Annotated in this window: 21 protein-coding genes and 1 rRNA gene; 4 read left to right on the plus strand and 18 right to left on the minus strand. The window is 72.7% G+C overall.

Annotated features, from left to right (window positions below; translation table 11 throughout):
- Nucleotides 1-67: 67 nt before the first annotated feature.
- From ACIRB4_RS14640 to ACIRB4_RS14650, 3 genes are all read right to left on the minus strand, one after another.
- Nucleotides 68-2,053: a tetratricopeptide repeat protein gene (locus tag ACIRB4_RS14640; protein ID WP_403291189.1), complete on the minus strand. Its 1,986-nt coding sequence runs from the start codon at nucleotides 2,051-2,053 to the stop codon at nucleotides 68-70.
- A gap of 215 nt (nucleotides 2,054-2,268) precedes the next feature.
- A complete protein-coding gene (locus ACIRB4_RS14645) occupies nucleotides 2,269-2,895 on the minus strand; it encodes an NUDIX domain-containing protein (RefSeq protein WP_403291190.1) in 627 nt (208 codons plus the stop codon).
- Nucleotides 2,896-2,973: 78 nt separating this feature from the next.
- Nucleotides 2,974-4,638: a CTP synthase gene (locus ACIRB4_RS14650; protein WP_403291192.1), complete on the minus strand. Its 1,665-nt coding sequence runs from the start codon at nucleotides 4,636-4,638 to the stop codon at nucleotides 2,974-2,976.
- Between the two features lie 440 nt (nucleotides 4,639-5,078).
- Here ACIRB4_RS14650 and ACIRB4_RS14655 point away from each other — a divergent pair, with 440 nt between their 5' ends.
- Nucleotides 5,079-6,881, plus strand: a complete 1,803-nt coding sequence (locus tag ACIRB4_RS14655) for a glycoside hydrolase family 15 protein (RefSeq protein ID WP_403291193.1) — start codon at nucleotides 5,079-5,081, stop codon at nucleotides 6,879-6,881.
- A gap of 80 nt (nucleotides 6,882-6,961) precedes the next feature.
- Here ACIRB4_RS14655 and ACIRB4_RS14660 read toward each other — a convergent pair whose 3' ends face one another.
- The gene (locus ACIRB4_RS14660; RefSeq protein ID WP_403291195.1) at nucleotides 6,962-8,605 is read right to left on the minus strand and encodes a flavin monoamine oxidase family protein; all 1,644 of its coding nucleotides are present in this window, start codon (nucleotides 8,603-8,605) and stop codon (nucleotides 6,962-6,964) included.
- A gap of 28 nt (nucleotides 8,606-8,633) precedes the next feature.
- Nucleotides 8,634-10,208 carry an APC family permease gene (locus tag ACIRB4_RS14665; RefSeq protein WP_403291197.1) on the minus strand — a complete coding sequence of 525 codons (1,575 nt, stop codon included), beginning with the start codon at nucleotides 10,206-10,208 and terminating at the stop codon, nucleotides 8,634-8,636.
- Between the two features lie 160 nt (nucleotides 10,209-10,368).
- Here ACIRB4_RS14665 and ACIRB4_RS14670 point away from each other — a divergent pair, with 160 nt between their 5' ends.
- Nucleotides 10,369-12,021: a PucR family transcriptional regulator gene (locus ACIRB4_RS14670; RefSeq protein WP_403291199.1), complete on the plus strand. Its 1,653-nt coding sequence runs from the start codon at nucleotides 10,369-10,371 to the stop codon at nucleotides 12,019-12,021.
- A 51-nt stretch (nucleotides 12,022-12,072) separates the two neighbouring features.
- Here ACIRB4_RS14670 and ACIRB4_RS14675 read toward each other — a convergent pair whose 3' ends face one another.
- The 6 genes from ACIRB4_RS14675 to ACIRB4_RS14700 form a co-directional block, all read right to left on the minus strand.
- The gene (locus tag ACIRB4_RS14675) at nucleotides 12,073-13,161 is read right to left on the minus strand and encodes a glycosyltransferase family 4 protein (protein WP_403291200.1); all 1,089 of its coding nucleotides are present in this window, start codon (nucleotides 13,159-13,161) and stop codon (nucleotides 12,073-12,075) included.
- Nucleotides 13,162-13,284: 123 nt separating this feature from the next.
- Nucleotides 13,285-14,037, minus strand: a complete 753-nt coding sequence (locus tag ACIRB4_RS14680) for a hypothetical protein (RefSeq protein WP_403291201.1) — start codon at nucleotides 14,035-14,037, stop codon at nucleotides 13,285-13,287.
- Between the two features lie 199 nt (nucleotides 14,038-14,236).
- Nucleotides 14,237-15,964, minus strand: a complete 1,728-nt coding sequence (recN, locus tag ACIRB4_RS14685) for a DNA repair protein RecN (protein ID WP_403291246.1) — start codon at nucleotides 15,962-15,964, stop codon at nucleotides 14,237-14,239.
- Nucleotides 15,965-16,121: 157 nt separating this feature from the next.
- Nucleotides 16,122-17,024, minus strand: coding sequence for an NAD kinase (locus tag ACIRB4_RS14690; RefSeq protein WP_403291203.1), 903 nt, complete (start codon nucleotides 17,022-17,024; stop codon nucleotides 16,122-16,124).
- The gene (locus tag ACIRB4_RS14695) at nucleotides 17,021-17,836 is read right to left on the minus strand and encodes a TlyA family RNA methyltransferase (RefSeq protein WP_403291205.1); all 816 of its coding nucleotides are present in this window, start codon (nucleotides 17,834-17,836) and stop codon (nucleotides 17,021-17,023) included. The genes ACIRB4_RS14690 and ACIRB4_RS14695 overlap by 4 nt, the downstream gene beginning before the upstream one ends.
- 7 nt (nucleotides 17,837-17,843) lie before the next feature.
- Nucleotides 17,844-18,233 (minus strand): hypothetical protein, encoded by a 390-nt coding sequence (locus ACIRB4_RS14700; RefSeq protein ID WP_403291207.1) that lies wholly within the window; start codon nucleotides 18,231-18,233, stop codon nucleotides 17,844-17,846.
- A gap of 42 nt (nucleotides 18,234-18,275) precedes the next feature.
- On the opposite strand from ACIRB4_RS14700, the gene ACIRB4_RS14705 reads away from it, so the two are divergent.
- Complete coding sequence (locus ACIRB4_RS14705) at nucleotides 18,276-18,623, plus strand: SCP2 sterol-binding domain-containing protein (protein ID WP_403291208.1); 348 nt, start codon at nucleotides 18,276-18,278, stop codon at nucleotides 18,621-18,623.
- Here ACIRB4_RS14705 and ACIRB4_RS14710 read toward each other — a convergent pair.
- The 4 genes from ACIRB4_RS14710 to ACIRB4_RS14725 form a co-directional block, all read right to left on the minus strand.
- Complete coding sequence (locus ACIRB4_RS14710; protein ID WP_403291210.1) at nucleotides 18,612-19,442, minus strand: ABC transporter ATP-binding protein; 831 nt, start codon at nucleotides 19,440-19,442, stop codon at nucleotides 18,612-18,614. The genes ACIRB4_RS14705 and ACIRB4_RS14710 overlap by 12 nt on opposite strands.
- Nucleotides 19,443-19,468: 26 nt before the next feature.
- Nucleotides 19,469-20,503 carry a FecCD family ABC transporter permease gene (locus tag ACIRB4_RS14715; protein ID WP_403291212.1) on the minus strand — a complete coding sequence of 345 codons (1,035 nt, stop codon included), beginning with the start codon at nucleotides 20,501-20,503 and terminating at the stop codon, nucleotides 19,469-19,471.
- Nucleotides 20,500-21,459: a FecCD family ABC transporter permease gene (locus tag ACIRB4_RS14720; protein WP_403291247.1), complete on the minus strand. Its 960-nt coding sequence runs from the start codon at nucleotides 21,457-21,459 to the stop codon at nucleotides 20,500-20,502. The genes ACIRB4_RS14715 and ACIRB4_RS14720 overlap by 4 nt, the downstream gene beginning before the upstream one ends.
- Before the next feature lie 233 nt (nucleotides 21,460-21,692).
- Complete coding sequence (locus ACIRB4_RS14725) at nucleotides 21,693-22,754, minus strand: HAD-IIA family hydrolase (RefSeq protein ID WP_403291213.1); 1,062 nt, start codon at nucleotides 22,752-22,754, stop codon at nucleotides 21,693-21,695.
- A gap of 86 nt (nucleotides 22,755-22,840) precedes the next feature.
- Between ACIRB4_RS14725 and ACIRB4_RS14730 the strand changes: the two genes are divergently transcribed.
- Nucleotides 22,841-24,127, plus strand: a complete 1,287-nt coding sequence (locus ACIRB4_RS14730) for a DUF1015 domain-containing protein (RefSeq protein ID WP_403291215.1) — start codon at nucleotides 22,841-22,843, stop codon at nucleotides 24,125-24,127.
- A gap of 60 nt (nucleotides 24,128-24,187) precedes the next feature.
- Here ACIRB4_RS14730 and ACIRB4_RS14735 read toward each other — a convergent pair whose 3' ends face one another.
- The 3 genes from ACIRB4_RS14735 to rrf all read right to left on the minus strand — a co-directional run.
- Nucleotides 24,188-24,940, minus strand: coding sequence for a hypothetical protein (locus ACIRB4_RS14735; protein ID WP_403291249.1), 753 nt, complete (start codon nucleotides 24,938-24,940; stop codon nucleotides 24,188-24,190).
- Complete coding sequence (locus ACIRB4_RS14740; protein ID WP_403291251.1) at nucleotides 24,877-26,154, minus strand: hypothetical protein; 1,278 nt, start codon at nucleotides 26,152-26,154, stop codon at nucleotides 24,877-24,879. The genes ACIRB4_RS14735 and ACIRB4_RS14740 overlap by 64 nt, the downstream gene beginning before the upstream one ends.
- Before the next feature lie 212 nt (nucleotides 26,155-26,366).
- Nucleotides 26,367-26,457, minus strand: a 5S ribosomal RNA gene (gene rrf / locus ACIRB4_RS14745); the annotation flags it as partial.

The raw sequence follows: 26,457 nt of genomic DNA on the forward strand, positions 1-26,457 counted from the left end.
AGACCGCGATCGAACGCGGCGCACCCAGTCTAATGAAGGAGTTCCCGCTGTCTAGCCTTGCAAAGCATTAATCTTCGAGAGAAGCACTGCGGATTTCGTAGGCGGAAGCCTCGGTTCCAAGGAGTCTTTCGGCTGCTGAGCGGTGCAGGCGGGCGGCGGCGGGGTCGCCGAGCCGGTCGAGGGTGTCGGCCAGCCGCAGCTGCAGCGCCGCCTGGAGGCGTACGTCCTGGGCGCGCCGGGCCCACTCCACCGCCTCCTCGCAGGTCCGCAGGGATTCCTGGGGCCGCCCGGCGTACTCCTGGACCCGGGCCGCCTCGCTCAACGCGCGCGCGTAGCCGGGGAGATCGGCCTGGCGGCGGTAGCCCGCGGCGGCGGCGCGCCAGTTCCGCAGGGCCTCGCCGTAGCGTCCCGCGTAGGTGTGCACCGCGCCGAGCCGCGCGTACAGCCGGGCCTGGTCGGCCCGCTCGTCGCGGGCGAGGCGCTGGGCGAGCGCGCGGCCGTACCAGTCGCCCGCCCGCTGCCAGTCCCCCAACTCCTGGTAGGAACCGCCTACGGATTCCATCGCCCGGCCGATCGCGTACGGGTCGTTCGCGGCGCGTCCGGCGTCCAGAGCGGTCCGGTAGCGGACCAGCGCGTCCCGGGTCCGGCCGGTCCTGGCGTCGAGATCGGCCAGATTCAGCAGGGCCGCCGCCCGCTCCCGGTGCAGTCCGCGCCGATCGGCCACGTCCAGGACCAGCTGGTGCAGTCCGTACAGGTCGGGCGCCGCCGCCTCGGCCCCCCGGTGCGCCGTCTCGGCCTTGACCAGGGCGGCGACCAGGCGGCGGGCCAGCGTGTCGAGCTCTCCGTCGGCGACCGCGAGGCGGGCGGAGGCGAGCAGGACGGGCCGGCGGCGGTCCAGCCACTCGGCGGCGGCGGCAGCGCTCGAAAACCGCAGGGCGCGCGGCAGCCCGGCGAGCTTCGTGCGGGCGGGGGAGCCCTCGGGCTCGGTGATCGCCCGGCAGGACTGGAGGAGCCGTACGGTCCGCTCCAGCATCCTGGCCCGGGCGAGCTCCACCTCGGCGGGCCGGTCGCGCTCCTCCGTCTCGGCGCGCAGGAGGGGAACCAGATGCCCGGGGACCTCGTACTGCCCGTCCTCTTCTTCCGTGACCAGACCCTGGGCGACGAAGTCGGCGAGCGTGGTGGCGGCGGTGGAGATCGAGCAGCCGGCCAGTGCGGAGGCGGTGTGGGCGTCGGCGCGGCCGAGCGGGGCGAGGCAGAGGAATCGCAGTATCCGCGCGGCCGGCTGGGGCAGGGACTCGTGCACCAGCCGGAAGGCGCGGGTGAGCGGATCGCCGGGGACGGCCCGCAGCCGCTTGGCGAGATCGGCGACGGACGCCTTGGGGCGGGTGGCGAGCCAGCCGCCGGCCAGCACCACGGCGGCGGGCAGACCGCCGCACTCCTCGGCGAGGGTCTCGGCGGCCTGCGGGTCGACGGTGACCCGGACCGAGCCGGTGAAGGTGGTGATCAGCTCGATGCAGGACTTGGGGTCGAGGCCGCCGAGCGTGCAGGGGCGGACGTCCGCGATTCCGGTGAGGGGCCCCTTGGCGACGGCGACGACGAGGGCCTCGGGGTTGTCCGGGATCAGCGGGTCGACCTGCTCGGCGTCGACGGCGTCGTCGAGGACGAGGACGGTGCGCCGGTCGGCGAGGGCCTCCCGGACCAGTCCGGTCAGCTCGTCCTCGGCGGCGCCGGGGGGCTCGTCGACCCCCAGGTCCTGCAGCAGGCCCCGCGCCACCCGGGCCGTGGGGACGGGGTCGCCGCCCGGCTCGGTGAGCCGGGCGCGGTACACCCCGTCGGGGTACCGGTCGCCGAGGCCGGCGACGAGCTCCTCCGCGAGGGTGGTCCGTCCGGAGCCCGGTCGCCCGGCGATGAGCAGGACGCGCGCGCGGGGGGCTTTGCGGCCGGCGAGGGTGTCGAGCCCGGTCCGTTCGATGTCGGCGCGCAGGGCCTTCAACTCCCGCTGCCGCCCGAAGAACTGCCGTACCCCGCCCGCTGTCACCGCCTGATCCGTCACGGGCCACGCTCCCGTCCACCTGCGCACGAGCCGAGCCCGCGGGGGGCTCCGCACGGGCGATCCCGAGCGTAGTTCAGGGCATGGTCCCGACCCGGCGGAGCGCGGCGGACAAATCCCCCGATCGGATCAGCCGATCGTCAGACCGGCCACCACTCGGAGCAACCGGCCCCCACCCGGAAGCCACCACCCGCCTGTCCGGACCCGGCCGAGAGGCCCTATGCCTCGAAGGGGCGGGCGGGCCAGGGCGAGTCCGCCGGGCGGAGGGCGTCGAAGCCCTCGCCGGTGCGGGCGGCCGCCGCCGAGAGGACGCCGACCACCAGGCAGTTGTTGTGCAGCTCCCCCGCGAGGACACCGCGGACCAGTTCGTCCAGCGGGATCCGGGCCAGCTCCATGTCGGCCTCCTCCTCGGAGACCTCGAAGCGCTCGCCGTCCGCCTCGGACAGCTCGCGCGCCAGGAAGATCCGTACCGCCTCGTCGCAGCCGCCCGGCGTGGTGTAGACGTCGGTCAGGACCCGCCAGTCCTCGGCCTTGACGTGCGCCTCCTCGTACAGCTCACGCTGCGCCGCGTGCAGCGGGTTCTCCCCCGGCACGTCGAGGAGGCCGGCGGGGATCTCCCACAGCTTCATCCGCACGGGGTGCCGGTACTGCTTCAGCACCAGGACGCGGTCCCGCTCGTCGAGGGCGACGACCGCGACCGAGCCGGGGTGGACCTGGTAGTCGCGCCGCGCGACCGTTCCGTTCGGCATGACCACGTCGTCCGCGCGGACACTCGTCTTGTTGCCCTTGAAGGGGGTCGTCGTCGCGACGACCTGCCACTCCTCCGGGGTGTCCAGCAGCTCCATCTGAGTCCTCCCACACACAGGAAACCGGGGTACGGAACCCCGAAGGATCCGTACCCCGGCAACGTTAACCGGTGGGGCTCACTCGCCCGTCCCGCGCGCCTGCTGCTGCCGCTCGACGGCCGCCTTGACCAGGCCGGCGAAGAGCGGGTGCGGACGCGTCGGGCGCGAGCGCAGCTCCGGGTGGGCCTGCGTGGCGACCAGGTAGGGGTGCACCTCGCGGGGGTACTCGACGTACTCGACGAGCTTGTTGTCCGGGGAGGTGCCCGAGAAGACGAGGCCCGCCTTCTTCTCCAGCTCCGCGCGGTAGGCGTTGTTCACCTCGTAGCGGTGGCGGTGGCGCTCCTCGACGTACGGCTGGTCGGCGTAGACCTCGCGCACGACGGAGCCCTCGGCGAGCTTCGCCGGGTACAGGCCCAGGCGCATCGTTCCGCCCAGGTCGCCGGCGCCCTCGACGTACGCGAGCTGCTCCTCCATCGTCGAGACGACGGGGTGGGCGGTCGCCGGGTCGAACTCGGTGGAGTTGGCCTCGGGGATGTCGGCCAGGTTCCGCGCGGCCTCGATCACGATGCACTGCAGGCCCAGGCAGATGCCGAGCAGCGGCACCTTGTTCTCGCGGGCGAACTGGATCGCGCCGACCTTGCCGCTGACACCGCGGTCGCCGAAGCCGCCGGGGATCAGGATGCCGTCGACGTCGCCGAGCTGCTTCTTGGCGCCCGCCGGGGTCTTGCAGTCGTCGGAGGTGACCCACTTGACCTTGACGCGGGCCTTGTTCGCGAAGCCGCCGGCGCGCATGGCCTCGGTGACGGAGAGGTACGCGTCGGGCAGGTCGATGTACTTGCCGACGAGCGCGACGGTGACCTCGTGCTCGGGGTTGTGCACCCGGTCGAGCAGGTCGTCCCAGGTGGACCAGTCCACGTCGCGGAACGGCAGGTCGAGCTTGCGCACGACGTAGGCGTCCAGGCCCTCGGTGTGCAGCACCTTCGGGATGTCGTAGATCGACTTGGCGTCGATGGCGGCGACGACGGCGGCCTCGTCCACGTCGCACATCAGCGAGATCTTGCGCTTGATGGCGGTGGGGACGTCGCGGTCGGCGCGCAGCACGATCGCGTCCGGCTGGATACCGATGTTGCGCAGGGCGGCGACCGAGTGCTGGGTCGGCTTGGTCTTCAGCTCGCCGGACGGGCCGATGTAGGGCAGCAGCGAGATGTGCACGACGAAGACGTTGTCGCGGCCGACCTCGTGGCGGACCTGGCGGACGGTCTCCAGGAACGGCAGCGACTCGATGTCGCCGACGGTGCCGCCGACCTCGGTGATGACGACGTCCACGTCGTCGGTCGCCATCCGGCGGATACGGGACTTGATCTCGTTGGTGATGTGCGGGATGACCTGGACGGTGTCGCCGAGGTACTCGCCGCGCCGCTCCTTGGCGATGACCTGGGAGTAGACCTGGCCGGTGGTGACGTTGGCCGAGCCGTCGAGGTCGACGTCGAGGAAGCGCTCGTAGTGGCCGATGTCCAGGTCGGTCTCGGCGCCGTCGTTGGTGACGAACACCTCACCGTGCTGGAAGGGGTTCATCGTGCCGGGGTCGACGTTCAGGTACGGGTCGAGCTTCTGCATCGTGACCCGAAGGCCCCGGGCCTTGAGGAGCGCACCCAGGCTGGAGGCGGTCAGGCCCTTGCCGAGGGAGGACGCGACACCCCCGGTGACGAAGATGTGCTTGGTCGTCGTGGTTTTGGGCGGCATCGCCAAGAGGGGGCTCCCGTGGTCGCGTTCTGGAGGTGCGTTCCGGCGTCCCCTCCGGAAGAATCGGGGGGTGCCGTCGCTGCGGTTTCGGGGGCCTCGGCTTTCACCGTTTCCCACCGGTCCACGGGGTACCAGGGTATCAGCGACGAAGGGAGACCGCTTCCGGCCACACGGGGCAGTCGGGTGCATACGGACGGCTACACCACAGGTCACGGCGGCCTCACCCGTTCGGAGCAACGCCGTTACCCGTACGTAGCCGTGGCTGCCTAGAGTCCGTCGTATCCTGCTCGGACACTCCCTGCCGAGCCGGACCGGCCATCGGCAGCACCCCCGCCAGTCAACCGGGAAGCTGGAGCTCGTCAACGACCCCTTGACTGCTGGCACCATTCTGTAGGAAGCGCCCCGCGGGGCGGACGTGGCCGTTCGACTGGAGATAGCACGTGGCCGGGCGCATCGAGGATTACGCACTCATCGGAGACATGCAGACCGCGGCACTGGTCTGCCGGGACGGCAGCGTCGACTGGCTCTGCCTTCCACGCTTCGACTCGCATGCCGTCTTCGCGGGCCTTCTCGGGACGGAGGAGCACGGTTTCTGGCGGGTCGCACCCGCCGTTCCGGACGGCACCACCCCGCCGCCGGCCGACCGGCGACGTTACCGCGGAGACTCGCTCATCCTGGAATCCGAGTGGGACACCCCGCGCGGCACGGTCAGGGTGACCGATTTCATGCCGCCGCGTGACGGGGCGCCCCAGCTGATCCGGGTGGTGGAGGGCGTCACCGGACGCGTGCCCATGCACTCGGCGCTGCGGATGCGGTTCAGCTACGGACGCGTGGTGCCGTGGGTGCACAAGGTCGGGGACCGCACGGTCGCCGTCGCCGGTCCCGACTCGGTGTGGCTCGACACCGAGATCGAGACCCACGGCAAGGATCTGACCACGTACTCCGACTTCACCGTCACGGCCGGTGAGCGGATCACCTTCACGATCAGCTGGCAGCCCTCGCACAAGGAACCGCCCGCCCTGCCGGACCCGGAGGGCGCGCTGGAGGCGACGGTCGACTTCTGGCGCGAGTGGGTCGCGCACTGCACGTACCACGGCCCGTACCGCGAGGCGGTGGTCCGTTCGCTGATCACGCTGAAGGCGCTGACGTACGCGCCGACCGGCGGGATCGTCGCCGCGCCGACCACCTCCCTGCCGGAGGAGATCGGCGGCGTCCGCAACTGGGACTACCGCTACACCTGGCTGCGCGACGCGGCGATCACGCTGTCGTCGATGCTGCGCACCGGCTACCGCGAGGAGGCCCGCGCCTGGCGGGACTGGCTGCTGCGCGCGGTCGCCGGCGACCCGGAGAACCTGCAGATCATGTACGGCATCGCGGGCGAGCGCGAGCTCGGCGAGGCCGAGCTCGACTGGCTGCCCGGGTACGAGAACTCCGGTCCCGTCCGGGTCGGCAACGGAGCGGCCAACCAGCTCCAGCTGGATGTGTACGGCGAGGTCACCGAGGCCCTGCACCTGGCGCACATGACAGGGCTCTCGCGCAACGACTACGCCTCCCTGCTCCAGCTGAAGCTGATCCGCTACCTGGAGACCCACTGGGACCAGCCGGACGAGGGCATCTGGGAGGTGCGCGGCCCGCGCCGCCACTTCGTGCACTCCAAGGTGATGGCGTGGGTGGCGGTCGACCGCACGATCAAGCTGATCGAGTCCGGGGACGCCGACGGCCCGCTGGAGCGCTGGCGCGAGCTGCGCGACGACATCCACCGTGACGTCTGCGAGAAGGGCTACGACAAGGAGCGGAACACGTTCACGCAGTCGTACGGCTCCAAGGAGCTGGACGCCTCGCTGCTGCTGATTCCGCAGATGGGCTTCCTGCCGCCGGACGACAAGCGGGTCATCGGCACGATCGAGGCGATCCAGCGGGAGCTGTCCACGGAGGACGGTTTCGTGCTGCGCTATCCGACCGCCGGCGAGGAGGCGGGCGTCGACGGCCTGGAGGGCGACGAGGGCGCGTTCCTCGCCTGCTCGTTCTGGCTGGCGGACGACCTGGCGATGATCGGCCGGGTGGACGAGGCGCGTCAGCTGTTCGAGAAGCTGCTCTCGCTCCGCAACGACCTGGGTCTCCTCGCGGAGGAATGGGACTCACGGCTCCAGCGCCAGGTGGGGAACTTCCCGCAGGCGTTCAGCCATGTGCCCCTGATCGACACCGCGCTGCGGCTGACGGCGAGCGGGGCGTACGGAGGTTGACCGGACAGGTCAGGAGTCGGCGGGGCGGCCGCCCCCGGGATGTGCGAGGGGGCGGCCGCCGGCCGGATCGGGGACGTCTGTCACCTCAGGGCGTCGATCACCTCCCGCGCGGCCCGCTCGCCCTCGGTGGCGCCGCCTTCCATGAAGCCCTGGAAGTCGTAGCTGCAGTGCTCACCGCCGATGTGGATGTTGCCTTGGGCGGTGCCCTCGTAATCGGCGTACCGGTGCACATAGCCGACCGGCCAGCAGGAGTACGCGCCGAGCGTGTACGGATTGCGGTGCCAGGCGGAGAGCTGGGCGCGGCCCGTGTACGCCTTGGAGGTGCCCGGGAAGAAGGCGTCCACGCCCTTGAGGTGACGGGACACCAGATCCCGTACGTACGGGTCCGACTCGGTGGAGAAGGGCCCGGCCGGGGTGAGGGCCCTGGCGAGGTCGCCGCCGCCGTACTGGATGAGGATGCCTCCCGTGCCGCCCTGGATCTTGGTGGTGTCCCAGGTCTGCTGGACGTCGGTGTCGGTGAAGCAGTCCCCGGCCGAGACGCCCGGCCAGGCGCCGGTGCCGCGCCAGGGGCGGGTGGCGAACTGCATGTTGAGCTTGGTGCAGTAGCCCATGCGCGCGTCCCGCAGCAGGTTCCGCATCAGGGGGTCGAACCCGGCCTGGGTGAGGTCGAGTTGCTTGAGGATCGGCAGGGGGACGCAGAGGATCGTGTGGTCGGCGGTGACCGTCCGGGTGGCGCCGGCCTCGGTGAAGGTGAGCGTCTGCGTGCCGTCCGCGTTGGCCCGTACGGCGGTCAGGGACCAGCCGTGGCGCAGGGTTCCGGGGGCGAGGGCCTGGGCGATGGCGTGGGGAAGCCGGTCGTTCCCGCCCGTGATGTGGTAGCGCTCGTCGGAAAGGCCCCAGACGTTGAAGTGGCCCGGATTGGTCTGGTAGCCCATGAGCAGGACCAGGGCGAGCGAGGACTGTTCGGTGGTCTCGGCGCCGTACTCGACGTTGTAGGCGACGTCGATGAACCGGCCCAGGGGCGAGGAGTGCCCGCCGGGGACCCGGGACTCGATCCATTCGTATATCGACATGTTGTCGAGTGCGGTTCCGGCCGGGGTGGTCTGGTTCCACTTGACCTCGCCCGCTTCCTGCAGGTCCCGGTGGAGCAGTTGGTAGACGGCCTTGAAGTCCTCGTCGGCCTGGTGGCGCGGGTAGTAGGTGCCGTTGAACCAGAGCACTTCCTCGGCGCCGGTCGGTCCGCCGCCGAGGAAGTCCTCCACGGGGAGGTTGAAGCGGCGGCAGAGCTCCAGCATCTTCTTGTGGCCGGTGTCGATGAGCTCGCCGCCGATCTCGGAGGTCTGCCCGTACGCCCAGTGGTCCCGCTGGGTCCACATCCGGCCGCCGACCCGTGAGGGGTCGGCCTCGTAGAGGGTGGGGCTCAGTCCGGCGTCCTGGAGGGTGAGGGCGGCGGTGAGGCCGGAGATACCGGCGCCGACGACGGCGATCCGGGCGGTGGTCCTGGCCTTGGGGTCGGGGGTGGCGGCGTGGGCGGTCGCGGGGGCGCCGGAGACGCCCACGCCGGCCACGAGTCCCGCGGCGGCGGCGTATCTGAGGAGGGAGCGGCGGCCGAGCGCGTCGGCTCTCATCCCCCGCAGTTCGTCGACGGGAATGTCCAGCCGTCGGGCGTCGGCGTGCTCGGCGGCGAGACGCTTCAGGAGGTGCATCGGGTTGGTGCGTGCCATGGGACGCTCCTGGAGAGGTGGGAGGGGATCAGCTCTGGGTGGTGACGGGGGCGGGTGCGGTGGCCGGCCGCTCGGGCTCGTCGGCGCGCTCGGCGGCGTCCTCCAGGACGATCCGGCCGATGATCTCGTAGCGCTCGGGCCGCCTGGCCTTGAGGTACAGGCCGAGGCCGAGACCGCCGAAGAAGACCGCTCCGACGATCCACGGGAGCGCCTTGAAGAAGAGGGAGTCGGCGGCGAGACCCGCCGCGGTCTCCATGTTGACGATCAGCAGGACGACGACGGCGGTCATGCCGACACCGCCGAGCAGCGGCGCGGTCAGGGTCTTGAACCAGTGCCGGTCCTCGGGGTGGTTCTTGCGGAAGTACCCGATGACGGCGAAGGAGCAGAGGGTCTGGACGATGAGGATCGCCATCGTGCCGAGGATCGCGAGCAGCGTGTAGAGGTGGATGTAGGGGTCCTGGCCGGTGAGCCAGAAGGCGCCGACGAGGGTGACGGCGATGGCGCTCTGGACGTAGGAGGCGATGTACGGCGAGCCGTGCCTGGCGTGCGTGCGGCCGAGGGCGGGGTGGAGGAAGCCCTCGCGGCCGATGGCGTAGAGATAGCGCGAGGCGCACTGGTGGAAGGCCATGCCGCAGGCGAAGGAGCCGGTGAGCAGCAGCCACTGGAAGGCGTCGACGGCCCAGGCGCCGATGAAGGACTGGGTGGGGGCGAAGAAGAGGTCGAGGGGCGTGGAGGAGGACGACAGCTTCACGGAGCCGGAGAGCCCGTTGCCGGCGATCGTCATCCAGGAGACGTAGATGTAGAAGAGGCCGACACCGACGACGGAGATCAGGGTGGCGCGCGGGATGACGCGCTTGGGGTCGCGGGACTCCTCGCCGTACATCGCGGTCGACTCGAAGCCGACCCATGACCAGAAGGCGAAGAAGAGTCCGAGGCCGGCGGAGGCGCCGGTGAAGGCGTTCGCGGGGTTGATCGGTTCGACCGGGATGCCGTCGGGGCCGCCGCCCGCGATCAGTACGGCGGTGGCGACGGCGAAGAGGACCGCGATCTCGGCGATGAGCATGACGCCGAGCGCCTTGGCGGTCAGGTTGATGTCGAAGTACGCGAGGACGGCGGTGACGGCGAGCATGCCCGCCGCGTACACGATCCACGGCAGGTCCACACCGAGTTGGTCGGCGACGGTCGTCTGGGTGAAGTAGGCGAACACGCCGACGATCGATGCCTCGAAGACGATGTACGCGAGGACGGCGAGCATGCCCGAGGCCATGCCGGCGATCCGGCCGAGGCCGTGCGAGATGTAGCCGTAGAACGCGCCGGCGGCGGTGATCCGCTTGGCCATGGCGACATAGCCGACGGAGAAGACGGTCAGGACGAGCGTCGCGAAGAGATAGCCGGCGGGTGCTCCGGTGCCGTTGCCGAAGCCGACCGCGATGGGGAGGTTTCCGGTCATCGCCGTGATCGGGGCGGCGGTCGCGACGGCCATGAAGACGACGCCGACGAGCCCGACCGAGTTCGCCTTGAGCCGGTGCACCTCGGGAGGGGAGCCCGGGGTGGGACCAGGCGAGGAGCCAGGGGTGGAGCCAGGGGTGGAGTTCTGTGCCATGGCGCGAGAGCATCCTCCGCAGTGACGTACGCCACAATCGACATGCGGTCGCACAATTGGCCGGTCGGGGCGACGAGTTGTCGACGGGACGGACGATCTGTCCGCTCGCGAAACCGCCGGGTGATGTCGCCGGAACATCGCCGCCAGGTAGCGTCCGGTCATGGACAATCAGGGCGGGATCACCGTGCGGCGGGCGCTGGAACTGCCCGGGCTGCGCGGCGGACTCCCGGAGGTCGTCGCCGGCGCGGACCGGCTGCACCGCACGGTGCGCTGGGTGCACGCCGGCGAGGTGCCGAACATCGCGTCGCTGCTCAAGGGCGGTGAGCTGCTGCTGACCACGGGCTTGGGGCTCGGTACGCGCCCGGCGGAGCAGCGCGCGTTCGTACGGAGGCTGGCGGACCGGGGCATCGCCGCGCTGGTCGTGGAGCTGGGCCCGCGCTTCTCGCGGCTGCCGGCCACGATCGTGGAGACGGCGCGGGCGGCGGGCCTGCCGCTGGTGCAGCTGCACCGCGAGGTGCCGTTCGTGGCGGTCACGGAGGAGATCCACACCGAGATCGTGAACGGGCACTACGCGCTCCTCCGCCAGGCGGAGGAGGTGCACCGGAGGTGCACGGACGCGCTGCTCGATGGCGGCGGGGTGCCGCAGGTGCTGCGGATCCTGGCCGACTTCACGGCCAACCCGGTCTTCCTGGAGACGGCGGACGGCCAGTTGCTGTACGCGGCGGGGACCGAGTCGGCTCCGGCGGACCCGCTCCAGGTCTGGGACGGGCTGCGCGGGCAGCGGGCGGCGCGGGAGTCGGGGCCGCCGACGGGGGCGGTCCTGGTGGACGTGCCGGGCGGCGGTGGCCCGGGCACCGGCTCGGTCCGCGCGCGGCTCGTCCTGCTCGCCGTCTCAGGACCGCTCTCCCCGGTGCACCGGATGGCGGCGGAGCGCGCGGCGGGCCTGCTGGCCGTCGTCCTCATGCAGGCACGTCAGGAGGAGGAGCTGGCGGCGCGGGGCAGAGGCGACTTCCTGACGGATCTCGCGGAGGGCCGGATCACCGCCGAGGACGCACCGGCGCAGGCACGGGTGCTCGGCTTCAAGCCGGGGGACGGCCCGCTGCTGCCGGTGGTGATGCGCCTGGCCCCGGAGCTCTCCCCCTCCGGCAACTGGGCGCTGCTCGCCCGGGCGGTGCTGGAGGAGCTGGCGTCGGTCGGGGTGCCGGTCCTGCTGGGCGTTCGCCCGGTGGAGGGCCGTGTCCCGCTGCTGCTCGGTCTGCGTTCGGAGTCGGAGCGTACGGCGGTGGCGGACCGGGTCGCGGCGGCGCTGCGGGCGGGCGTGGAACGGGCGGGCCTGGTGGGGGCGACCCCGGGCGGCGGCTGGGGAAGCGCCGGCGCGCACCCGCCGGTGGTCGTGGTCGGCATCGCCGGGGGCTGGGCGGCGGCGTCGGCGAGCCTGCGCCACGCGGCGGAGACGGCCACGGCGGCGCAGGGCCTCTCGGACCGCCCCTGGTACGACGCCCGGCGCCTGGACATCGACCTGCTGCTCTGGCGGCTGCGCGAACACCCGGACCTCGCGGCCTTCGTGGACCGGGCGATCGGCCCCCTGCGCGACCACGACCGCACCTCGCGCCCGCCACTGCTGCCGACCCTGGAGACGTACCTGGCCCACGCGGGCCGCAAGGCGGAGACGGCCCGGGAGCTCCACCTCAACCGCCAGACGCTCTACAACCGCCTGGCCCGCATCTCGGAACTCCTGGGCACGGACCTGGACGACCCGCAGACGGTCCTGGCGCTCTCCCTGGCACTCCGGGCGAGGCGCCACACCACGTAGGCGGGCGGGGGCGGTGAGGCACTCTCAGCGGTCCGGCGCGGCGATGTGCTCTCAGCGGGCCGACAGTTCGTCGTAGACGCTCAGGACGTGGGCGATCGTCTCGTCCTCCGTCGGCCACGTCCTCGCCTGCGTCCGCCCCGCCGCCGCCAGGTCCATCCGCCGGTCCGTGTCCTCCAGCAGTCCCCGCACCGCCGCCGCCAGCGCCGCCGCGTCGCCCCACGGCACCAACTCCGCGGCGTTCCCGACCAGTTCCGGCACGCCGCCCACCGCCGTCGCCACCAGCGGCACACCCAGCCGCAGCGCCTCCTGGGCCAGCAGGGAGCGGGCCTCCCACCGCGAGGGCAGGACCGCCACGTCCGCCGCCGCCAGCAGCTCCGCCACATCGTCCCGGCGGCCGATCAGCCGTACCGCGAGCCCCTCGGCCTCGATCCGCCGTTGCAGCACCGCCCGTTCCCGCCCCTCCCCCGCGATCACGAGCAGGGGCTGCGGGTCGAGGTCCCGCCACACCCGGGCCGCGTCCAGGAGCATCCCGTACCCCCGCTCGGGCTCCAGCGCGCCGACCGCCATCAGCAGCGGCCGGTCCACCGCCCCCAGCTCCGCCCGTGCCTTCCCGTCGTGCAGGCAGACCGGCGCGCGCGACGCCGGCACGGTCACCGGGGCGAGCCGCGCGTCCCGCGCCCCTCGCCGCCGTGCCCGGTCGACCAGCTCCGACGAGGTCCCGAGGACAACGGCCGCCGCCCGCACGGTCCTTCGCTCAAGGAGCCGCAGCACCCCGCCCCGCGCCCCCTCGACGTGGTTGCGGGTGTGCCATGTCGTCACCAGCGGCGGCGTGGCCCCCGCTCCGGCGCCCGACAGCGCGAGAGCCGCCCGTACCGAGGCGTGCAGTCCGTGCGCGTGCACGACGTCCGCGCCGATGCAGGCGTTGCGGAGCGCCGCGACCGTCGCGGGGTCGTTGCGGCGCGGAACGTGCACGAAGCGCGCGCCGGCACCGGCGAAGTCGTAGGCGCGGTCGAGTTCGGCCGGGGCGCACACGGTCACCCGCACGCCCCTCGCCACCAGCCCCGAGGCAAGTGATCTGACGTGAGCGCTGCTGCCCGCGCTGCCGCCGCCCAGCACTTGGACCGTACGGAGCTGTGTCACGCGCCCAAGGATGCCAGCCCGTACGCACGTTCCGGCACCGAAGGCGCTTCACTGCCGTGTCGTTCCCGTGTCGTACCGACGTCCTTCCCGTGTCCGACGCGTCGACTCGCCGGAGCGGATCACTCACACGGGTGAGCGCGCGAAGTCGCTGACCTTGTCTCCGTACACGGCCGCGGCGATGAGTCCGGCCGCGTGGACGACGAGTCCGAGCCGCCCGTTCCCGGCCGCGATCGCGCTGCCGACCGCCGCGCCGAGCGCGTGCGCGCCCGTGTCGCCGATCATGGTGCGCTCGCCGAGGTCGTGGGCGAGGACGGCGGCCGCGGCACCCATCGGCGCGGCGGCCGGCGTCCCGCGCAGCAGCCCGGGCGCGCCGAGGCCCAGGACCGTGACGACGGCCCGTCCGGGCGCGACGTCCACGAGGTTGACGAGGTGCGCGGTTCCGGCGATCACGACCCCGGCCAGTACCTTGTCGACGGGCCGCTCCTTCAGCAGCGCACCCGCCACCAGACCGGCGGCGCCGATTCCGGCGAGTTTCACGGTGCCGCTGGTGACCTCACCGTTCCGCAGCGCCGTGAGGTGCGCCCGGAATCCGCGCCGGGCGTCGTCGGCGCCCGCGAAATCGTCGTAGGCGCCGCAGACTCCGGCCGCGAGCACGGCGAACGCGGCGGGTCCGCTGCCGATTCCGGCGGCCGCGCCGAGGACGGTGGCGGGTCCGGCGTACAGGTCGACGGTCCGCCCGGCGTGGTTCGTCCGCTCCCAGCGCGTCCGCGCCTCGCCCGCCCGGGGCCGGCGCCTGAGCAGGCCCGTGTACACCGCGCGGGTCACCCCGGCGGCGAGTCCGAAGGCGAGGGCCGTCCGCCCGACTCTGCCGATCATGAACACCACCCTACGCGCGCGGCGACGGGCGCCGGCCACCGCCCTGAGCGCCTCCGCATGAGGCACCGGCGGACGGCGCCCGGGCCGCCGAGGACGGCCGGAGAGCCCGGCCGGAGGACCGGAGAGCCGGACCGGCCCGCGAGCGCCCACGATCCACCCCTCAGGCGGGCGTGACCGACCGCCCACCGTACGGGGGCCCTCAGGCGTCCGCGCGCGCCGTCGCCAGCAGTTCCTCCGCGTGCGCCCGTGCCGTCTCGGAGTCCTCCTGACCGGCCAGCATCCGTGACAGTTCGCGGACCCGGTCCTCGCCCTCCAGGACGGTGACGCCGGACCGGGTCACCGACCCGTCGCTGGTCTTCTCCACCAGCAGCTGGCGGTCGGCGAAGGCCGCCACCTGCGGAAGGTGGGTCACGACCACCACCTGCGCGGACTTGGCGAGCTTGGCGAGGCGACGGCCGATCTCCACGGCCGCCTTGCCGCCGACGCCCGCGTCGACCTCGTCGAAGAGATAGGTCGGCACCGGATCCGTACCGGCGAAGACGACCTCGACCGCGAGCATGACGCGGGACAGCTCACCACCCGACGCGCCCTTGGCGATCGGCCGCGGCGGAGCGCCCGGGTGCGGGGCGAGGAGCAGTTCGACCTCGTCGGCGCCGGACGGCCCGTACGCCACGTTCCGGCCGCCGACCTCGATCCCCGAGGCCTCGTCGGCGGACTCGGTCTGCCGGATGTCGAAGGACACGCGCGCGTGGGGCATGGCGAGCGAGGCGAGTTCGGCGGTGACGGCGTCGGCGAACCGGGCGGCGGCCTCCGTACGGGCGTCGGTGAGCGCCTGCGCGAGGACCGACAGCTCGGCGCGCAGGGCGTCCCGTTCGGCCGTGAGCTCGCCGATCCGGTCGTCGTCGCCCTCCAGCTCGGTGAGCCGGGCCGCGCTCTCCTGCGCCCACGCCAGGACGGCGGTGACGTCCTCGCCGTACTTCCGGGTGAGCTGGGTGAGCGCCGCGCGCCGCTCCTCGACGGCCGCGAGCCGGCGCGGGTCGGCGTCCAGGTCGTCCGCGTACCCGGCCAGTTCCCCGGCGACGTCGGTGAGCAGGATGGAGATCTCGCCCATCCGGTCCGCGAGCGCGGCGAGCGACGGGTCGTGCGCCCGTACGGCGTCGAGCGCGCGCCCGGCACCGGCGACCAGGGTGGTCGCGTCGACGGCCTCGGGGTCCTCGGGGTTCCCGGCGAGCGCGCCGTGCGCGAGCGCGGCGGCGGAGGCGAGGGCTTCGGCGTGGCCGAGCCGTTCGGCCTCGGCGGCGAGCTCGACGTCCTCGCCGGCCCGCGGTTCGACGGCCTCGATCTCGCGGAGGCCGAAGCGCAGCAGGTCGGCCTCCTGGGCCCGCTCCCGCGCGCGTGTCGTGATCTCGTCCAGTTCGGCGACGACGGCTCGCAGCCGCCGGTACGCCTCTCCGTACGCGGCCAGCGGTACGGCGACGGCGTCGCCCGCGTACCGGTCGAGGGCCCCGCGCTGCCGGGCGGGCTTGAGCAGGCCCTGCTGGTCGGTCTGGCCGTGGACGGCGACGAGTTCGTCGGCGAGCTCGGCGAGCAGACCGACGGGCACGGAGCGCCCGCCCAGATGGGCCCGTGAGCGCCCCTCGGCCGAGACCGTGCGGCTGACGAGCAGCACGCCGTCGTCCAGCTCGGCGCCCGCCTCCTCGGCCCGTACGGCGGCCGTGGCGCCCGGCGGCACACTGATGCGCCCCTCGACGACGGCCGACGCGGCGCCGATCCGCACCAGGGCCGGGTCGGCCCGCCCGCCGAGCAGCAGCCCCAGGCTGGTGACGACCATGGTCTTGCCCGCGCCGGTCTCGCCGGTCACCGCCGTGAAGCCGGGCGACAGCTCGACCACCGCGTCGTCGATGACCCCGAGCGACCGTATCCGCATCTCCTCCAACACGGGGAAGACCTTACGAGGTCCGGCCCCCGCTGTGCGACGACCCCTGCCCGAACACCTCGAACTCGCAGGTCGCCGCCGTGCCTGTCACCCGTGGGGGTGGCCACCGGCCGGTGCCCGCCGGACGGTGGCCGGTGGGCGGTGGCCCTCAGTGCGGGGCGCCCCGCCAGCCGGAGACCGGGAGGGCGAACTTGGCGACCAGCCGGTCCGTGAACGAGGCGTGGTGCAGTCGGGCGAGCCGTACCGGCACCGCGCCCCGCCGTACCTCCACCCGCGCACCGGCCGGGAGTTCCACGGTCCGGCGCCCGTCGCACCACAGCACTCCGTGCGGAGTGTGCGGCTCCACCTCGACGGCGAGCACCGACTCCGGCGTCGTCACCAGCGGCTTCGCGAACAGCGCGTGCGCGCCGATCGGGACCATCAGCAGCGCCTCGACCTCGGGCCAGATCACCGGTCCGCCCGCCGAGAAGGCGTACGCCGTCGAGCCCGTCGGAGTCGCGCAGATCACGCCGTCGCAGCCGAACCCGGTCACCGGGCGCCCGTCGATCGCGAGCACGACCTCCAGCATCCGCTCCGGGGACACCTTCTGGACCGCCGCCTCGTTGAGCGCCCAGTCCCGGTGCAGCACGTCACCGTTCTCGTACACGACGACGTCGAGGGTCATCCGCTCCTCGACCTCGTACGCCCGCGTGACCACCCGGTCCACGACCCTGTCGAGATCGTCGCGCTCGGCCTCCGCGAGGAAGCCGACCCGGCCCAGGTTGACGCCGAGCATCGGCACCCCGGACGCCCGTGAGAACTCCGCCCCGCGCAGCAGGGTCCCGTCGCCGCCGAGGACGACGAGCAGCTCACAGCCGTCGAGGGCGTCGGGGCGGGCCTCCGGCACCATCTCGACGGACGGCGGCAGCGGCAGGTCGGCCGCCTCCGCCTCCAGTACGCGCACCCCGATCCCGCTGCGCAGCAGCCCCAGGACGACGAGTTCGGCGCTGCGCACGGCGGCCGGCCGGCCGGTGTGCGCGAGCAGGAAGACGGTACGCGTACCTGTGCTCAACGAGGTCCCTCCGCCACGGCGCGGTCGACATCCGCCGGATCCAGCGCGGGCGCACCCGCCCGCAGCCACAGAAAGTACTCGACGTTGCCGGAGGGGCCGGGCAGGGGGCTGGCCGTGACGCCGAGGACACCGAGCCCGAGCTCGCCGGCCTGGCGTGCCACGTTCCGTACGGCGTCGGCCCGCAGTTCGGGGCTGCGTACGACTCCGCCCGTGCCGAGCCTGTCCTTGCCCACCTCGAACTGCGGCTTGACCATGAGGACGAGGTCCGCGTCGGGGGCGGTGCAGGACACGAGGGCGGGGAGGACGAGCCCGAGCGGGATGAAGGAGAGGTCGCCGACGACGAGGTCGACGGGTGTGCCGTCGATGGCGTCCAGGGTCAGTTCCCGGACGTTCGTGCGGTCCTTCACGGTGACCCGTTCGTCGCTCTGCAGCGACCAGGCGAGCTGGCCGTAGCCGACGTCGACGGCGACGACGTGCGCGGCGCCGGCCCGCAGCAGGACGTCGGTGAAGCCGCCGGTCGACGCTCCCGCGTCCAGCGCCCGCCGGCCCTCGACCTTCAGCCCGCGCGGTACGAAGGCGGCGAAGGCACCGGCCAGCTTGTGGCCGCCTCGGGAGACGTAGTCCGGATCGTCGTCGTCCTGGGCGACGACGATGGCCGCGGCGGTCTCGACCTGCGTGGCGGACTTGGTCGCGACGGTCTTGCCGACGGTCACCCGGCCCGCGGCGATCAGCTGGGCGGCGTGCTCGCGGGAGCGCGCGAGCTTGCGCCGTACCAGCTCGGCGTCGAGACGGCGGCGTGCCACTCCTGCCACGTTCGGTTCAGCTCCTGTGGTCGTACTGCGATGTCGGTGTCGGTGCGGGGCGCGCGGTGTCGAGCGAGGTCAGCTCGTGGCGCAGTCCACGGTGTACATCCTCGTACACCTCCAGGTGTCCGTCCGCCGTGAGGTGGTCGGCGTCGGCGAGACGGCCGAGGAGGCTGTCCACGGCGGGGTGGCCGGTAGGGGGGCGCTCCACGCCGAGGGGCGCGGGCGCGGCGGGTTCGAGTCCGGCGTCCGGCTCGACTCCGGCGTCCGGCTCGACTCCGGCGTCCGGCTCGGTGCCGGTCACGGCCTGGGACTCGGACTCCGGCCGGGGCTCCCGCTCCCGCTGGGGTTCCGGCTCCCGCTCCTGTTCCGTCTCCGGAACCGGCTCCGGCATCACGTCGTTCATCCCCCGACGCTACCGCGAAGCCCTGGGGTACGGTCGATCACGATGGCCACGATGACGGAGTGCCGCAGCGCACTGGACAAACTTTCGGACAATCTCACGCGGGCGGACGGCGAGGTCCGCGGTGCCGCCGCGCTCGACCGCACTTTGAGCTGCCACATCACGGACCTGGACACGACGTTCACCGGCCGCCTCGAAGGCGGCCGGATCGAGGTCCACGACACGGTGGAAGGCCCGCCGCCGGCCAAGGCGCAGATCCGCCTGGCGATGACGGGCGACGACCTCGTGGCGATGGTGGACGGCGAGCTGAACTTCGCCAAGGCCTGGGCCTCCGGCCGGGTCAGGCTGGAGGCCGGCTTCCGCGATCTGCTGCGGCTGCGGTCACTTCTGTAGCGCGGGCTCCGGCTTTCCGGCCCTGGCCTTCCGCCCGGCGGGCACGACCAGCGGCGTACCGGTCTCCGGGTCGTCGATGACCTGGCAGCGCAGTCCGAAGACCCGCTCGACCAGCTCGGCGGTCACGACCTCGGACGGCGGGCCCTCGGCGACGACCTCGCCGCCGCGTACGGCGATGAGGTGGGTGGCGTACCGGGCGGCGTGGTTCAGGTCGTGCAGCACGGCGACCAGGGTCCGGCCCTGGGTCTCGTGCAGCTCGGCGCAGAGGTCGAGGACGTCGATCTGGTGCTGGATGTCGAGGAAGGTGGTCGGCTCGTCGAGCAGCAGCAGCGGCGTCTGCTGGGCGAGCGCCATCGCGATCCACACCCGCTGGCGCTGACCGCCGGACAGCTCGTCGACGTACCGCTCCCCCAGCTCGGCGACGCCGGTCGCGGCCATCGACTCCTGCACGATGCGCTCGTCCTCGGGGGACCACTGGCGCAGCAGCCCCTGGTGCGGGTAGCGGCCGCGGGCCACCAGGTCGGCGACGGTGATGCCGTCGGGGGCGATGGAGGACTGCGGCAGCAGACCGAGGGTCTTGGCGACCTTCTTGGCGGGCATCGAGTGGATCGTCTGCCCGTCGAGCAGCACCCGCCCCTGGCTGGGCTTGAGCATCCGCGAGAGGGCGCGCAGCAGGGTCGACTTGCCGCAGGCGTTGGGCCCCACGATGACGGTGAAGGAGTTGTCGGGGATCGCGACGGACAGGTCACGGGCGATGATCCGCTGGTCGTAGGCGAGGGTGACCGACTCCGCGCTGAGCCGCTGGGTCTGACCGTCCATGGGGTTGCTCCTGGGGTTCGTCTCGTTCATATCCGGCCGGCCTTGCGCTCGGTGACGAGCAGCCAGAGGAGGTAGCAGCCGCCGAGGACACCGGTCACGACGCCGACCGGCAGCTGGCGGTCGCCGAAGGCGTTGGTGGCGGTCCAGTCGGCGACGAGCAGCAGCGCCGAGCCCATGAGGGCGGAGGCGGCCAGGTTGGGGCCGGGAGAGCGGGTGAGCCGGCGGGCCAGCTGGGGGGCGCTGAGGGAGACGAAGACGATGGGGCCGGCGGCGGCCGTGGCGACGGCGACCAGCAGGACGGCGGAGCCCATCAGCACGATGCGGGTCCGCTCGACCCGCACGCCGAGCGCGAACGCGGCGTCGTCGCCCATCTCCAGCATGCGCAGCGACCGGCCGTGGCCGAGGACCAGCGGCAGCAGCAGGCAGCTGACCGCGAACAGCGGCCAGAACTGCGTCCAGTCGCGGCCGTCGAGGGAGCCGGTCATCCACACCACGGCGCGGGTGGCGTCGACCAGGTTGGCCTTGGTGATGAGGTAGTGGATGACGGCGGTGAGCATGGCGGCGGAGCCGATGCCGACGAGGACGAGGCGGTAGCCGTGCACCCCTCGCTTCCAGGCGAGTAGATAGATCACGACGCCGGTGACCAGGCCGCCGACGACCGCTCCGGCCGCGGCGGCGAGCGCGCCGCCCTGGAAGAGGACGATGACGGCGAGCGCGCCGACGGTGGCGCCCTGGCCGAAGCCGATGACGTCGGGGCTGCCGAGCGGGTTGCGGGAGATCGACTGGAAGACCGCCCCGCCGATGCCGAGCGCGGCGCCGACGAAGACGGCGACGAGGACGCGCGGCAGCCGCAGCTCCATCACGGCGAACTCCTGGACGGGGGTGCCGTCGCCGAGAAGGGTCGCGACGACGTCGCCGGGGGCGATGGGGAAGTCTCCGTTGCCGATGAGGACGACGGCCGCGCCGAGGGTGAGGAGGAGCAGCGCGAGGACGGAGAGGGCGGCACGGGGCTCGTAGCGTACGGAGAGCCCACCGCCGGACCGTATCGACTTGGTGGTCACAGCTGGGCCATCCTCTTGCGGCGTACGAGTCGGATGAAGACGGGCCCGCCGACGAGCGCGGTGACGATGCCGACCTGCAGCTCGGCGGGGCGGGCGACGAGCCGGCCGATCACGTCGGAGCCGAGGAGGAGGACGGGCGCCAGGACGGCCGCGTACGGCAGGATCCAGCGCATGTCGGGGCCGGTGATGGCCCGCACCATGTACGGGACCATCAGCCCGAGGAACACGATCGGACCGCAGGCGGCGGTCGCGGCGCCGCACATGAGGGTCACGGACACCATGGCGATGACGCGGGTCCGGTTGAGGTGGGCGCCGAGGGCGCGGGCGGTGTCGTCGCCCATCTCCATGGCGTTCAGCGGCCGGGAGATGAGGAGGGCGAGGACGACCCCGGCGAGGATGAAAGGGGCGACCCGGCGCACCGTCTCCATGTCGGCGGAGGCGAGCGATCCGACGGTCCAGAACCGCAGCCGGTCAAGGGCCGCGGAGTTCAGCAGCTGTACGGCGTTGACGTAGCCGTAGAGCGCGGCGGTGGCGGCGGTGCCGGCGAGCGCGAGGCGTACGGGGGTGGCGCTGCGGCTGCCGCCGAGGAGGTACACGGCGACGGACACGACGGCCGCGCCGATGAAGGCGAACCAGACGTAGTCGCCGACCTCCGTGACGCCGAGGAACGCGATCGCGGAGACGACGGCGGCCGCGGCACCGGCGTTGACGCCGAGGAGACCGGGCTCGGCGAGCGGGTTGCGGGTGAGGCCCTGCATCACGGCCCCGGAGAGCCCGAGCGCGATGCCGACGAGCAGCCCGAGCAGGGTCCGGGGAACGCGTACGTCATGGATGATGACGTCGTTTCCGGTGCCGCTGTTCTGGAACAGCCCGTGCCACACATCGCCGAGCGGCACCGGTTTGGCGCCGATCATGATGCTCAGGACACAGACCAGCAGCAGGACCCCGACGGCCACGACCAGCCCGACGGCGCGCACGGAATGCCGGCGCGTCGGCGGCTGGGCGGGACCTGTCGACTCCGCGCTCGCGAGGGAAGGACTCTCGACCAACACGGAGTTAGGTTAGCCTACCCTCGCAAAACGCTCGTTGCCCGGTGGAGCGCCTTCCGAGCCGGCGGGCCACGACCGCGCGTCACATGGCTTGCCCAGGGACAGGGTCGTGCGTCACGCGAGCGCCGTGGAGCGCCCCCTCACCACCCGAGCCTCTCCAGCGCCTTCCCCGCGTCCAGCCCGCACGCTCCCGCGCCCGCCTCCGACCACGCCGCCCCGCACAACGCCCGCACCCCGTCCAGCACGTCCGCGCCCTCCCCCTCAAGGACCAGCGCTCCCCCGCTCACCGTCGCCGTCCATCCTCCGCACGCGAATCCGCCCCCGGCCGCCTCGACGACCTCCGGCTGCCCCGCCAGCAACCCCCGGAGATCCGCCGCCACATACGTGGGCCGGTGCTCCGGCACCGCCGCCAGGAGCTGTGCCACATCCGTCACCCCGGTCAGCACAAGCAGCGAGTCCACACCCCCGTTGAACGCACCTTCGATGTCGGTGTCCAGCCGGTCCCCGACGACCAGCGGCCGCCGCGCTCCGGTCCGCAGCACCGTCTCCCGGTGCATCGGAGGCAGCGGCTTCCCCGCCACCTTCGGTTCGGCGCCCGTGGCGATCCGTACGACCTCCACCGCCGCCCCGTTCCCCGGCCCGATCCCCCGCGCCCCCGGAATCGTCAGGTCCGTGTTCGACGCGTACCACGGCACGCCCCGCGCCACCGCGTAACTCGCCTCCGCGAACCGGCCCCACGGCAGCTCCGGCCCCCCGTACCCCTGCGCCACCGCCGCCAGACCGTCCTCGTCCGCGGACTCCACCGGCTCCAGGCCCCGCTCGCGCAGCGCCACCCGCAGGCCCTCGCCGCCGATCACCAACACCTTCGCCCCGACGGGCACTTCGTCCGCGATCAGCCGGGCCACCGCCTGGGCGGAGGTGATGACGTCCCCCGCCTCCGCCGGCACCCCCAGCTCCGTCAGATGCGCCGCCACCGCGTCCGGCGTCCGCAGCGCGTTGTTGGTGACGTACGCGAGGTGCATGCCGCCGGCCCGGGCCTCGCCCAGCGCCTCCACCGCGTACGGGATCGCCACCCCGCCCGCATAGACCACGCCGTCCAGATCCAGCAGCGCCGTGTCGTACACCTCGCTCAGCGCCCGCGCGCTCGCCCCGGGCCGGTTCCCGCCCTGCCGCCCCTGACCGCCGCCGCTGCCGTCGCCCATGGCCTCGTACTCCTCACATCACCGTACGGAACTCCCCCGCTCCCCCCGATCATCGCTCATAGCCACCACCCACTTACGATTGCGCAATGAACACCTCAGGTCTCGCGGCCGACGACGTCCGCGCCGACGGTCTGCACCTGGTCCCGTTCCGGGGGCTCCGCTACGTCCCCGAACGGGTCGGGAGCCTGGCCGCCGTGACCTCTCCGCCGTACGACGTCGTCGTACGGCCCGACGGGCTCCACCACCTCGAGTCCGCCGACCCCCACAACATCGTCCGGCTGATCCTCCCGCAGGCCATCACCGCCGGCACCCGGCACCGCAAGGCCGCCGTCACCCTGGACCGCTGGCTCGCGGACGGCGTCCTCGCCCCGGACCCGGAGCCCGCGCTGTACGTGTACGAGCAGCACGGCGACGGCATCCTCCAGCGCGGCCTCATCGGCGCCCTGGAACTGTCGACCCCGGCCGAGGGCATCGTGCTCCCGCACGAGGACGTGATGCCGCACATCGTGGAGGACCGCGCCGCGCTGATGCGGACCACGGCCGCCAATCTGGAGCCTCTCCTCCTGACCTACCGCGGCGACGGCGACGGCGCAGCGGACGTCATCGAGCGTGCCGTCCAGCGCGAGCCGCTGCTCTCCACGACCACGGAGGACGGCTTCAGCCACCGTCTGTGGTCCATCACGGACCCGGCCGAACTCGCGGCGGTCTCCGCGGGCCTGGCCGAGCACCAGGCGCTGATCGCCGACGGCCACCACCGCTGGGCGACGTACCTCAGGCTGCGCGAGGAGCACGCCTCCCCCAGCCCGTGGAACTACGGTCTGGTGCTGCTCATCGACACCGCCCGCTATCCGCTCCGGGTCCGGGCCATCCACCGCGTGCTCCAGCGTCTCCCGGTGGCGGAGGCGCTCGCGGCGCTCGGCGACGACTTCCGCGTCCGCCGCGTCGAGGGCGAGCTGCCGGCCGCCCTCGAATCCCTCTCGGCCGCGGCCGGCGAAGGCAACGCCTTCCTCCTGGCCGGCGACGGGGCCTTCCACCTCGTCGACCGGCCCGCGCCCGAGCTGCTCGCGCGCACGATCCGCGCGGACCGCCCCGAGGCGTGGCGCACCCTGGACGCCACGGTCCTGCACGCCACGCTCCTCGACCACGTCTGGCGGATCCCGGACGCTCCCGAGGACATCAGCTACATCCACGACAGCGAGTCCGCCGTCGCCCAGGCCGAACGCCGGGGCGGTACGGCCGTGCTCATGCATCCGGTACGCGAGGAGGTCGTACGGGACCTGGCTCGGCAGGGCGTCACGATGCCCCGCAAGTCGACGTCCTTCGGCCCGAAACCGGCGACGGGCCTGGTGCTCAGGAGCCTGGCGCTGGACTGAGGGGGCGGAAACGAAAGAGGGCGGCACCCGGGAAGGGGTGCCGCCCACTTTCACACGACGTCAGTCCTTGTGCTCGTCGTCGTTGCCGTTCTCGTGGTCGTCGTTGTCGTCGTTGTCGGCGACAAGCTCGGACTCGTCGATGGCGTCGACGAACTCCACACCGTCCAGCTCGGCGAGCCGGTCGGACGCGTCCGTGGCGCCGTCCTTGTCGGCCTCCAGCGCCTTGGCGAACCACTCGCGGGCCTCACCCTCGCGCCCTGCCGCCAGCAGCGCGTCGGCGTAGGCGTAGCGGAGTCGGGCGGTCCACGGGTGCACGGCGGTCGACGCGAGCTCGGGGCTCTGCAGGGTCACGATGGCCGCGTCGAGCTGTCCCATGTCGCGACGGGCACCGGCGGCGACGAGCCGCATCTCGACCTGCCCGGCCTTGTCCAGCTTCTGCACCTCGGGCTCGCCGGCCATGGCCATCGCCCGCTCGGGCCGGCCCATGCCGCGCTCGCAGTCGGCCATGACGGGCCACAGCTCGACACCACCGGTCATCCGCCGGGCGGCACGGAACTCGGCCAGCGCCTCGGAGTACTTCTGCGTCGCGTACGCGGCGAAGCCCGCCGCCTCACGGACGGCGGCGACGCGGGACGCCAGCCGCAGGGCGATACGGGAGTACTCGTACGCCTTCTCCGGGTCCTCGTCGATGAGGTTGGCGACCATGACGAGGTTGCGCGCGACGTCCTCGGCGAGCCCCTTGGGCAGGCTCATGAGCTCCTGCCGCACGTCCTGGTCGATCTCGTCACCGGTGACATCGTCCGGGATCGGCAGCCGCTTGATGGGCGCCCGGTCCGGACGGTCCCGGTCACGGTCGTCCCGGCGGCCGTAGCCACCCCGGTCGTCCCGACCGCGGTAGCCGCCGCCACGGTTGTCATCGCGACGGTCGTCGCGACGGAAGGCCGGCCGCTCGCCACCACGGTCGTCCCGACGGAAGGAGGGACGGTCGTCACGCGAGAAGCCGCCGCCACGGTTGTCATCACGGCGATCGTCACGGCGGAAGCCACCGCCACGGTTGTCCCCACCGCGGACATCGCGACGGAAACCGCCACCGCGGTTGTCGCCGCCACGGTCATCGCGACGGAACGGGGGACGGTCGCCACCCCGATTGTCATCACGGCGGTCATCGCGGCGGAAGCCACCGCCGCCACCGCCACGGTTGTCATCACGACGGTCGTCCCGCCGGTCGTCGCGACGGAAGGCCGGCCGCTCACCACCACGGTCGTCCCGACGGAAGCCACCGCCACCGCCACGGTTGTCGCCACCGCGGTCATCGCGGCGGAACGGGGGACGGTCGCCACCACGATTGTCATCGCGACGGTCGTCGCGGCGGAAGCCGCCGCCGCCACCGCCACGGTTGTCATCACGACGGTCGTCCCGCCGGTCGTCGCGACGGAAGGCCGGCCGCTCGCCACCACGGTCGTCCCGACGGAAGGAGGGACGGTCGTCACGCGAGAAGCCGCCGCCACGGTTGTCATCACGGCGGTCATCGCGACGGAAGCCACCGCCGCCGCCACGGTTGTCCCCACCGCGGTCGTCACGGCGGAAACCGCCACCACGGTTGTCGCCGCCACGGTCATCGCGACGGAACGGGGGACGGTCACCACCACGACTGTCATCACGACGGAAACCACCGCCGCCACCACCACGGTTGTCACCGCCACGATCGTCACGGCGGAACGGGGGACGGTCACCACCACGACTGTCATCACGACGGAAACCGCCACCGCCGCCACCACGGTTGTCACCACCGCGGTCATCGCGACGGAACGGGGGACGGTCACCACCACGACTGTCGTCGCGACGGAAACCACCGCCGCCACCACCACGGTTGTCACCGCCACGGTCATCGCGGCGGAAGCCCCCACCACCACGGTTGTCGTTCCCGCGGTAGCCACCGCCGCGGTTGTCGCCGCCGCGATCGTCGCGGCGGAAGCCGCCGCCACCGCGGTTGTCGCCACCACGGTTGTCGTCACGACGCGGGCCACGGAAGCCGCCCCGCTCGCCACCGTCCTTACGGCGCGGCTCGCGCTCCGGACGGTCGTCGGGAGAGTTGGTGGACATCGGCGTGACTCCTGTCTTCGGGTACTGCAGTCATTCTCGCGCAGCCGGCACACCGGCGCGCTTCGGAAAATACAAGCCAAACAAAAAGGACCCTTGGTCCCAGCGTGAACGCTGGGACCAAGGGTCCTGAAAGATTGTTCGGCGGCGTCCTACTCTCCCACAGGGTCCCCCCTGCAGTACCATCGGCGCTGAAAGGCTTAGCTTCCGGGTTCGGAATGTAACCGGGC

Source organism: Streptomyces sp. NPDC093600 (assembly GCF_044764755.1).
GTDB lineage: Bacteria > Actinomycetota > Actinomycetes > Streptomycetales > Streptomycetaceae > Streptomyces.